General features: G+C 58.3%; 10 protein-coding genes and 2 pseudogenes. 2 read left to right on the top strand and 10 right to left on the bottom strand.

From position 1 onward, the window contains the following. Positions 1–2: 2 nt before the first annotated feature. From ACM14_RS25805 to ACM14_RS25815, 3 genes are read right to left on the bottom strand one after another with little or no spacing between them, the layout of a single operon-like run. Positions 3–860, bottom strand: a complete 858-nt coding sequence (locus ACM14_RS25805; protein WP_012206272.1) for an enoyl-CoA hydratase family protein — start codon at positions 858–860, stop codon at positions 3–5. A gap of 42 nt (positions 861–902) precedes the next feature. Further along, the gene (locus ACM14_RS25810) at positions 903–1,706 is read right to left on the bottom strand and encodes an SDR family NAD(P)-dependent oxidoreductase (RefSeq protein WP_065347746.1); all 804 of its coding nucleotides are present in this window, start codon (positions 1,704–1,706) and stop codon (positions 903–905) included. Next, positions 1,703–4,051, bottom strand: coding sequence for a bifunctional salicylyl-CoA 5-hydroxylase/oxidoreductase (locus ACM14_RS25815; protein ID WP_065347747.1), 2,349 nt, complete (start codon positions 4,049–4,051; stop codon positions 1,703–1,705). Before ACM14_RS25815 ends, ACM14_RS25810 begins: the two co-directional genes overlap by 4 nt. Positions 4,052–4,238: 187 nt before the next feature. Here ACM14_RS25815 and ACM14_RS25820 point away from each other — a divergent pair, with 187 nt between their 5' ends. Together ACM14_RS25820 and ACM14_RS25825 are read left to right on the top strand one after the other, a co-directional pair. Further along, positions 4,239–4,493, top strand: coding sequence for a hypothetical protein (locus ACM14_RS25820; protein WP_063325682.1), 255 nt, complete (start codon positions 4,239–4,241; stop codon positions 4,491–4,493). Then, the gene (locus tag ACM14_RS25825; protein WP_065347748.1) at positions 4,490–5,236 is read left to right on the top strand and encodes an enolase; all 747 of its coding nucleotides are present in this window, start codon (positions 4,490–4,492) and stop codon (positions 5,234–5,236) included. The genes ACM14_RS25820 and ACM14_RS25825 overlap by 4 nt, the downstream gene beginning before the upstream one ends. A gap of 19 nt (positions 5,237–5,255) precedes the next feature. Here the strand turns inward: ACM14_RS25825 and ACM14_RS25830 are convergent, their stop codons facing one another. The 7 genes and pseudogenes from ACM14_RS25830 to ACM14_RS32675 form a co-directional block, all read right to left on the bottom strand. Then, on the bottom strand, positions 5,256–5,657 hold the full coding sequence (locus ACM14_RS25830; RefSeq protein WP_065347749.1) for a hypothetical protein: 402 nt from the start codon (positions 5,655–5,657) through the stop codon (positions 5,256–5,258). A 103-nt stretch (positions 5,658–5,760) separates the two neighbouring features. Continuing rightward, on the bottom strand, positions 5,761–6,225 hold the full coding sequence (locus ACM14_RS25835) for a hypothetical protein (protein ID WP_254662138.1): 465 nt from the start codon (positions 6,223–6,225) through the stop codon (positions 5,761–5,763). Between the two features lie 135 nt (positions 6,226–6,360). Then, positions 6,361–6,786 (bottom strand): hypothetical protein, encoded by a 426-nt coding sequence (locus ACM14_RS31820; protein WP_139093499.1) that lies wholly within the window; start codon positions 6,784–6,786, stop codon positions 6,361–6,363. A 47-nt stretch (positions 6,787–6,833) separates the two neighbouring features. Then, a pseudogene (locus ACM14_RS32545) lies at positions 6,834–7,104 on the bottom strand (RHS domain-containing protein); the annotation flags it as partial. A 408-nt stretch (positions 7,105–7,512) separates the two neighbouring features. Beyond that, a pseudogene (locus ACM14_RS32670) lies at positions 7,513–8,345 on the bottom strand (RHS repeat-associated core domain-containing protein); the annotation flags it as partial. A gap of 165 nt (positions 8,346–8,510) precedes the next feature. Then, entirely contained in the window at positions 8,511–8,840 is a 330-nt protein-coding gene (locus tag ACM14_RS31830; RefSeq protein WP_139093500.1) for a hypothetical protein, read from the bottom strand. Further along, the coding region (locus ACM14_RS32675; RefSeq protein ID WP_302621877.1) for an RHS repeat-associated core domain-containing protein at positions 8,837–9,862 on the bottom strand (1,026 nt) is incomplete at its 5' end. The genes ACM14_RS32675 and ACM14_RS31830, both read right to left, overlap by 4 nt.

Below are 9,862 nucleotides of genomic sequence, written 5' to 3' on the forward strand. Positions count from 1 at the left end.
TTTCAGTTTCCTTCAAAGACAGGCTTTTGCTTGGCCACGAAGGCCTCGTAGGCGCGGTGGAAGTCGCGCGTCTGCATGCAGATGGCCTGGGCCTCGGCTTCGGCCTCGATGGCCTCGTCCACGCCCATGTTCCATTCCTGGTGCAGCAGCTTCTTGGTCACGCCATGGGCAAAGGTGGGGCCGGCGGCCAGCTGGGCGGCCAGCGCATGGGCGGCTTCGCCGATCTGTTCGGCGCCATGCAAGGCATTGAAGAAGCCCCAGGCAGCGCCCTCCTCGGCCGTCATGGCGCGGCCCGTGTACAGCAGCTCGGAGGCGCGGCCCTGTCCGATCATGCGCGGCAGCAGCGTGCAGGCGCCCATATCGGCGCCGGCCAGGCCCACGCGGGTGAAGAGAAACGCCGTGCGCGCGGCCGGCGTGCCCAGGCGCATGTCGGCCGCCAGTGCCACCATGGCACCCGCGCCCGCGCAGATGCCGTCCACCGCCGCCACGATGGGCTGCGGACAGGCGCGCATGGCCTTGATCAGGTCGCCCGTCATGCGCGTGAAGTCCAGCAGCTCGGGCATGCTCATCTTGGTGAGCGGGCCGATGATCTCGTGCACATCGCCGCCCGAGCAGAAATTGCCGCCCGCGCCCGTGACCACCACGGCCTTGATGTCGGTGGCATAGACCAGGGCGCGGAACAGGTCGCGCAGCTCGGCGTAGGAGCCGAAGGTCAGCGGGTTCTTGCGCTCGGGCCGGTTCAGGGTGATGGTGCCGATCTTGCCGTCGGCCGATACCTGCCACACAAAGGTCCTGGCCTCGTAGCCGGCCAGGGGGCGCTTGTGGTGCTTCATGCTGTGTTCTTCGGGCTGGGTGCTCATGGTGTCTCCATCAAGAATTCAGAAAACGGGAGTGGACCGGGTTCAGCCGGTCATCACCTCGCCGCCGTCGACGGCAATGGACTGGCCGTTGACCGAGGCCGATGCCGGCAGGGCCAGCCAGGCCACGGTCTCGGCCACTTCCTCGGGCTGGACCAGGCGGCCCTGCGGGTTGCGTTCGGCCAGCCTGGCGCGGGCCTCATCCGCCGTCATGCCGGTCTTGTCCACGATGTTGGCCACGGCGCCGCGCACGATGTCGGTCTCGGTATAGCCGGGGCAGACCGCGTTCACCGTCACGCCCTTGCCTGCGGTCTCCAGCGCCAGCGAGCGCGTGAGGCCGATCACGCCATGCTTGGCCGCGCAATAGGCGCTGACATAGGCATAGCCGATCAGCCCTGCCGTGCTGGCCACATTGATGATGCGGCCCCAGCGCGCAGCCAGCATGCCCGGCAGCGCGGCCTGCATGCAGTGGAAGGTGCCTGTGAGATTGACGGCGAGCATCGACTGCCACAGTGCGGCGTCGGTGCGCTCGAACTTCTGGCTGCTGGCCTGGCCCGCGTTGTTGACCAGCACCTGCACGGGGCCGAAGGCCGCCTCGGACTGCGCGAAGGCCTGGCGCACCGAGGCCTCGTCGGCAATATCCGCCTGCACGGACTGCACCATCTGTGCTGCCTGTGCCGTGCCGCCCAGCTCGCGCACGGCAGCCTCCAGCGCCGCACCATCGCGTCCCAGCAGCGTGACCCGCGCGCCGCGCGCCAGCAGCGCCCGCGCACAGGCCAGGCCTATGCCGCGCGCCCCGCCCGTCACCAGGGTATGGCGCCCTTCCAGGGCTTGTGAACTTGGAGTCATTTGAGGTCCAACTGCGCCATGGCGGCGGCGCGTTCGAAGTTGGTTTCCAACTGGCGTTTGCCGGGCTGGTACTGGCTCGGCCAATCCACATCCTGCGCACCGAGGCGCGCAGCCTCGCGCAGCGTCCAGGCGGCATCGGCCAGGTGAGGACGCGCCAGCGCGCACAGGTCGGCCCGGCCCGAGGCGATGATGGCGTTGGCATGGTCGGCCTCGAAGATGGCGCCCACAGCAATGGTCGGTATGCCGGCTTCGTTGCGGACACGGTCGGCAAACGGCGTCTGGTACATGCGGCCGTACACCGGCTTCTGATCGGGGCTGACCTGGCCCGAGGAGCAGTCGATCATGTCGGCGCCCGCCGCCTTGAAGCGGCGTGCGATCTCCACCGCATCGTCGGGCGTGATGCCGCCCTCCACCCAGTCATGGGCCGAGATGCGCACCGACATGGGCTTGTCCTGCGGCCAGGCTGCACGCACCGCCTCGAACACCTCCAGCGGAAAGCGCAGGCGGTTGTCCAGGCTGCCGCCATATTCGTCATCGCGCCGGTTGGTCAGCGGCGAGATGAAGCTGGACAGCAGGTAGCCGTGGGCGCAGTGCAGCTCCAGCCAGTCAAAGCCCGCTGCCGTGGCGCGCCGCGTGGCGGCCACGAAGTCCTCGCGCACGCGATCCATGTCGGCGCGGGTCATGGCGGCGGGCACTTGTGAGAGTCCCTCGATATAGGGCAGGGCCGATGCCGACAGCAGCGGCCAGTTGCCCTGCTCCAGCGGATGGTCGATCTTTTGCCAGCCCAGCTGGGTCGATCCCTTGCGCCCCGCATGCCCCAGCTGCACGCCAATGTGCGCACCGCCCTGCGCGTGCACGAAGTCGACAATTCGCCCAAAGGCCTGCGCCTGCTCGTCGTTCCACAGCCCGGGGCAGCCGGGCGTGATGCGCGCGTCGGGCGAGGTGCAGGTCATCTCCACCATCACCAGGCCCGCGCCGCCCATGGCACGCGCGCCCAGGTGCACCAGGTGGAAGTCGCCAGGCACGCCGTCGGTGCAGGAATACATGGCCATGGGCGAGACCACGATGCGGTTCTTCAGCCGCAGGCCGCGCGCCTGGTAGGGCGTGAGCATGGGCATGGGCGGGCGGCGGCCTTCGGGCACGGTCTCGCCCGCATGCTCGGCAATCCAGCGCTCGAAGCCCTGCAGCCAGGCGGCATCGCGCAGGCGCAGGTTCTCGTGCGAGATGCGCTGCGAGCGCGTCAGCAGCGAATAGGCGAACTGCTCCGGCTCCAGTCCCGCATAGCGCTCCACGTTCTCGAACCACTCCGTGGAATTGCGCGCCGCGTTCTGGATCTTGAGCACCTCCACGCTGCGCACCTCCTCGTAGTGGCGCAGCCCGGCCTCGATGTCCCCCGCAGACCGCAGGCTGCGCGCCAGCTCGATCGCATCCTCCAGCGCCAGCTTGGTGCCCGAGCCAATCGAGAAATGCGCCGTGTGCGCCGCATCGCCCATCAGCACCACGGGCACGCTGCGCGGGCCGCGCGGCGTGTCCAGCGCGTTCCAGTGCACCCAGGTATTGCAGATCACGCGCGGAAAGCGGATCCAGATGGCCGAGCCGCGCAGGTGCGTGGCATTGCTGACCAGGGCATGGCCGTCCAGCCAGGGGGCGAACAGCTTCTCGCAATAGGCAATGCCCTCTTCCTGGCTCATCTGCTCGATGCCGGCGGCCTGCCAGGTCTCCTCGGGCGTCTCCACGATGAAGGTGGACATGCCGTCTTCGTAGCGGTAGGCATGGGCCTGGAACCAGCCGTGCTCGGTCTGCACGAAGGCGAAGGTGAAGGCATCGAACACCTTGGTCGTGCCCAGCCACACGAAGCGGCAGCGGCGCTGGTCGATATCGGGCCGAAAGGTATCGGCATAGCGCGTGCGCACCTGGCTGTTGATGCCGTCCGAGGCGATGACCAGGTCGGCGTCGTACTCGCGCGCCATCGCCTGGTCGTCCTGCACGAAGTTCTCGAACACCAGCTTCACGCCCACGTCCTCGCAGCGCGCCTGCAGGATGTTGAGCAGCTTCTTGCGGCCTATGCCGATGAAGCCGTGGCCGCTGCTGCGCAGGCTGCGGCCCTTGAAGTGGATGTCGATATCGTCCCAGTGGTTGAAGGCGTCACCAATCGTGCGGGCCGACACCGGATCGGCCTCGCGCAGGTTGTCCATGGTGGCGTCCGAGAACACCACGCCCCAGCCAAAGGTGTCGTAGGGCCGGTTGCGCTCCACCACCGTGACCTCGTTGGCGGGGTCCTGCAGCTTCATCAGCAGGCCGAAGTACAGGCCGGCGGGACCTCCACCGATACAGACGATCTTCATACCGCAAACCCTTTTCTCGCAGGGCGACGGCACAGGACGCCCCAGGTTCAGAATCCAGGCCCAAGAACTTTAAGCCTGAATAGTTTAGGTTTGAAATATATAGACGAAACGCCGGCACGAACCTAGGGAGAACACGCATGAGCCCCCCGACAGCCGCTACGATGCCGGATCGCCAGGAGGATCTCCCTTGGAAAAATACCGGTTCAATGTCTTCGGCCGCATCATCGCCATCGAACGCGCGCAGGCCCAGTGGCGCTGCTTCAACGTCGGCGCCGACGGCAAGCGCGCCCCCGCCCTGCTGGCCATTCCCTGCGATGTCACCCACGCCGAACTGGCGCAGTACCTCTACGACATCTACCACGAGAGCGCGGCCGCATCGGACCAGGACATCTTCGAGATCACCCCCGGCACCACCATCCCCTCACCCAGGAGTCCCTCTTGACCCAGCAAACCGAAGTCCGCGAACTGAAGCCGGGCCTCAGCCCCTTTCCCGCCGCCGCCGACATCTTCGTGGCCGACCAGCCCTGGCTGGCCGAGCACCTGCTGCCGCTGATCTCCATCGACCTGGGCCTGGTGCGGCCCGAACTGGCCGGCACCGTGGTCCACATGCTGTGCCCCGTCGAGCCCTTCGAGGGCTGCATAGGCGATGAGACCGAAGCCCACCACAACGCCTTCACCGCCCCCAACTGGTTTGCGCTGGAACTGACGCCCGACAACCGCTACCGCTTCCTGGGCAACGAAGGCTTCTTCCAGCGCGCGCCGCAGCATGGTGGCCAGTTCACCAAGGACGCCTTCGCCTGCGAGCACACCGACGAAATGCTGGCCAGCCACGCCAAGGCCAGTGCCTACTACGCCGAGCACGGCCGCCTGGCCAGCTACTCGCGCTACGGCAAGGGCGAGCCCATGGAGCACGACTACCTGGACAGCCTGGGCGGCGGAATCTGGTACGGCAACTGGACCGGCCACCCGCCCATTCCCCCGGCCTTCCAGCTGGACGAAGCGGAAAACGCCGGCATGGGCGATGAACTGGAAGACGACGGCATCCGCATCACCCGCGACGGCAAGCCCTTCTTCCACGTGGCCAACGTGGCCGGCTACAACTGGTGCGCCACGGGCGCGGACAGCATCCTGCTGTTCTACGAGCCGGAAAGCCGTACGGTGCTGTTCACCTTTGACTGGACCTGAGCCGGCCGAGCAGCGCCGCTCAGACGCGGCCCTGCTCGGGCGTGACGATCAGATGCGCCAGCAGCGGGCGGATGCGATCGTCCTGGTAGTAGCCTCCGTACTCCGTGTAGCGCAGAAAGGCGGCATTGCAATGGTGGCAGCGCCAAAGCGTGCAGCGGTTGTACGGGTGCCAGCCCAGGGCGATGGGGGCATCCGGCGACCACTGGTTCGTGCCCTGTGGGTGGTATTCCTCAAGCAATTCCCGTGTCTCCGGCGTGCCCAGCGCACCAACCTGCTGCAGATGCGAAGTCTTGTCCGCCCCCGACAAGGACTCCCAGCCCGGCCTCCACAGCACAGCGCAGTCCGTGCATCGCTGCTGCTCGGCCGCCGCTGCGGCGAAGGCCCTCAATTCGGGTTCGGGAAGGGGGGTTGAAGTTGTCATGGAACGGTGCCTTGGTTTCCATGGATTGTCCGGCAGGTTTGGGGCGGGCTACCGGTGGAAAACATCTTGTTGTTCCACGAACCTGGCAACGCTACGGTACTCTTCACCATCGACTGGACATCACGATCAGCCATGGCCTTGCCCCGGCCAGTCGGCTGGCAGGCATGCCCGTGTCAATACAGCGGCTCGGGGCAACCAGCGGCGTGGCGCCCCTCCAGACAATCGAACGCCCTTTCGGCACAGGCCACCACCCTCGTCCATTCGGCAACTTGTATGTAGAAGCTGTCCGGCATGTCCGTGCCGTACGCCTCAAGGACGGCATTGATGGCATCCACCAACTGCCCATCAGTGCTGCCTCCTGCTCATCGAGAAGAATTTCACCGATCGCCATACGAACATCACTACCAAGATCCGTATCGTCAAAAATGAAAAGTATGGCCAAATCAAGATGGTCGTATTGAACGGCTGCAGGAAAATCCTGATTCACCCAGGCTTTCATTTGATACTTCAAATCCTTGAGTTTCCTCAAATATCCGAGCAATTCCATCCTCATTTCAGGATATTTCAAGCGAGGCATCTCAATATCTTCCTATCCTGTTACCCGCCGATTGTGAGTAGCCCTGGAGCGTGTTATGCACTTTATAAAATCAATAAGATTTTATACCATTTATTAACTAGATTAATAATTAAATTAATGGCAGCATTAAGATAAAAGGAACTTATAATACCCCGTTGGCAGCACCTTCACGATCTCTCCTGTAGATTCCAAATAAATCAAGGCAGATTTAATCGCATCGTCTGTATCTTGGTTTTTGAAATTAAATTTAATCGATTCGAAATAGAAGAATAATCTATTTGCGCTAAAAAAATCTCCATTTGACAGGAAATAATCATTTATATCAATAGCCGTACCTTCATGAGAGAATTCATAACCACACCCATGCTTTTTAAATTCCCATTTATTCATTTCTTCATCAAAAATAAATCCACTGCGAGGAAGAAATTCTATATTTGATAGCTTCACAAGATCACTATGGGCTCTGATGAAAGAAAGATGTAGAATCTCCTGTTTTTCTACATATTTTTTTATGCCAAAAGCAATATTTTTGATAAGGGAATAATCTACCATAATCAATACCTTGTTCTATTTAAACGAGCAGCGGCGGCGTCTTGAGCCTGCCCCGGCAGCCGCATCGCCTGGTGGATGCCTTGCGGGTTGTACTCCTGCAGCACATTGCCCCAGGGGTCCAGCTTTGCGGCCCAGGCCACCTGGCCGGTCTGGTCCGTCAGGGCCATTGGCGTGCCCAGTGGGTCGCAGTGGTAGTGGGATGGCGATGCGCTGTTGCCGTTCCTGTTCCTGCAGTTTTGCCTGCATGCCGCTCAGTAGGCGTGTGGCCCCCTCGGCCTGTTCGCCTAGGATCGCCTGGGCGCTGGGCTGCAGGCTGTGCGCATGGCGCTGAGCATAAAATCGCCCATCTGGCACATTCAAATTGGTTTATTTTTTATTTCAAATATGACAAAAATCATAGACGAAATGATGCCAGCAAAAAAACCAAATATCAGATAATAAAAATCGAGAAGATCAATTGTCAAGGATAAATTGAAAAATAATTTCTTAGTTATGATGACTGCAAGTGCCCCAATAGTTGCAGAGATACAGAAATAGAAAAATATGCCGTATTTGTTTTTAAATGCACAAGAAATAATTGAAACAAAAAATTAAGAGGCAGCGAAATTAGAAAAACGAATAAGAAAAAATAAACATAAAGCGATTTATAATCTTTATCCGTCATTAACCCCGTAAAGAGAAATCCAATAATTACAGATGAAACGATGCTTGGCTGTATTAACTTAATCATTTGCAGCTTTCCGCATATTCGAAGACATTTTTATCAACTTGGCCCCAAAGTGTGTCTGCAAGTGCACTGTTTATTCCACCCATAGGACCAACACCTTCCCCGAACGTATGCACTGTCACCTCAGTTGCGCTTTCTGAGACCCAACGGCGTACTATTCCTGGGTAGAGTAGGTGCGAATTTTCCGTAACGTTAACGACCATTGTACGATCTGAATTAACTACATAGCTCACGGGGCCCACAGGAATTGCGAAACCGCGCTGGCCGTTTTGTATAGGCTCCCCTTTTGCACCTGGAGCTGGATAACGCATTAGTCCTTCGGATACGTTTTTAAGAGTGCAGCCACTTGTACTCTTCTTGCAAGAATTCCTCGTGTTGCAACTGTGAAAGTCGTTGTTGCCTTCATCAAAAAGCATTACTCCGTTACTGTCTTCGCCTAGCAATCCGGGGTAGCTCTTTCTATTTTTGCTTAAATAGCCCCGTTGCGCCATTGTTCCTGGCTCAATACCAAGCGGGTCGGCCAAATTAACAGGCGAATTTCTAACATATCCGTAGGGGTTAGTCCCACCCATAAAACCAATCGGATCCTGATTGATATAACTCCCCACCACCGGATCGTAATACCGATGCCGGTTGTAATACAGCCCCGTTTCCCTGTCATGGTGCTGCCCCGGCAGCCGGATCGCCTGATGGATGCCCCGCGGGTTGTACTCCTGCAGCACATTGCCCCAGGGATCCAGCTTGGCAGCCCAGGCCACCTGGCCTGTCTGGGGTCGGTCAGGGCGATTGGTGTGCCCGAGTGGTCGCAATGGCAGTGGTAGTGGTGGATAGCGCTGTTATCGGCCTGCTGAAATGTTATAGATCGACGTGCACACCCACCTTAGCATAGATGCAATATCAAAAGTCTCGCTTAACTGCATGAGTGCATTAGCCAAGAAAAATCTATGCCACTTGGCACTAGTCTTTATCCCACGGAATATTAAATCATGGTAATATTTTATTTACCAAAACACCCATATTTACCCATCGAATTATTTATCACCATTTCTTCCCCAGAAGAAATTATTTCATTATTTTTCATAAAGAAATAAGTAAAAATTCCGTCGTCCATTGATTCTTTATATTTTATATTATCTTTTATATTATTTGAATATTTCCTCAAATCCTCAAGAACAAATAATTTTGGCGTATATGGTGGAAATATGCAAACAAAATCGTAATCTCTATTTATAGAATAACTAAAATCATCTTTTTTTAAGAAAAAATACCAACTCAATATTATTGAAATAATAACAATAATAATAATTGCTGTTAATTTAATTTTCATGGAATTTGCCAATCTTGGCTTGTAGTGAGCGCGCCAGAATCTTTATCTATAAACCATAGACTGCCATCATCAAGACTATCTTGGCAATTATTTTCACAGTCATTTTTTGTTTTTGAAGATAGCGAGCAATTTCTGCCTTTTTGATTGTTGTGCAAATCCATTATTTCCTCCTTTTTTGCTTGACCTGCTTTTGTTCCATACTCCTCGTGAGTATCGCCAACAGATTTCGCCTGGTCTACCCCCATCCTTAAGCTCATAATGCAAGACCAATAACAATGACGGAACGCATCGCCCTTTCCATTGTGCAACTCATTTCTTGGAAATTTTCTCTGAGCTGTAGACAGGGCATCTTTATTATCAGATCTTGTACTAAGAGCATCCCATGGCCCGATATTCCATATATGACTCAGCTCTTCCATCAAACCTAGTGGATCTATGCCTTTGTTTGGATTTTTGACATAAATATTCTTATTGACCCCACCTGCCAACCCAATCGGATCCTGATTCACATACCCCCCCACCACCGGATCGTAATACCGATGCCGGTTGTAATACAGCCCCGTTTCCCTGTCATGGTGCTGCCCCGGCAGCCGGATCGCCTGGTGCATGCCCTGCGGGTTGTACTCCTGCAGCACATTGCCCCAGGGGTCCAGCTTCGCGGCCCAGGCCACCTGGCCGGTCTGGTCCGTCAGCGCCATGGGCGTGCCCAGGTGGTCGCAGTGGTAGTGGTGAATCGCGATGCGCTGTTGCCGCTCTTTTTCCTGTTGCTGCAGTTGGGTCTGCATGCCGGTGAGCAGGCGCGCGGTGCTTTCGGCCTGTTCGCCCAGCATGGCCTGGGCACTGGCTGGCAAGCCGTGGTCCAGGGTGTGGCGCAGGTGGCGGGCGGCGTCTTGCTGCATGTCGCGCGGCATGGCGTCGAGCATGGTTTGCATGAGGGCCAGGGCCGGCGTGTGGTTGGGGTCGTCCGGGTCGGGCAGGCCTGCGGTGATGGCCTGCACCAGCAAGTGAGGCTCGTCTTGGGG

Origin of the sequence: Delftia sp. JD2, assembly GCF_001682645.1 — a bacterium.
GTDB classification, from domain to species: Bacteria; Pseudomonadota; Gammaproteobacteria; order Burkholderiales; family Burkholderiaceae_C; genus Comamonas; species Comamonas acidovorans.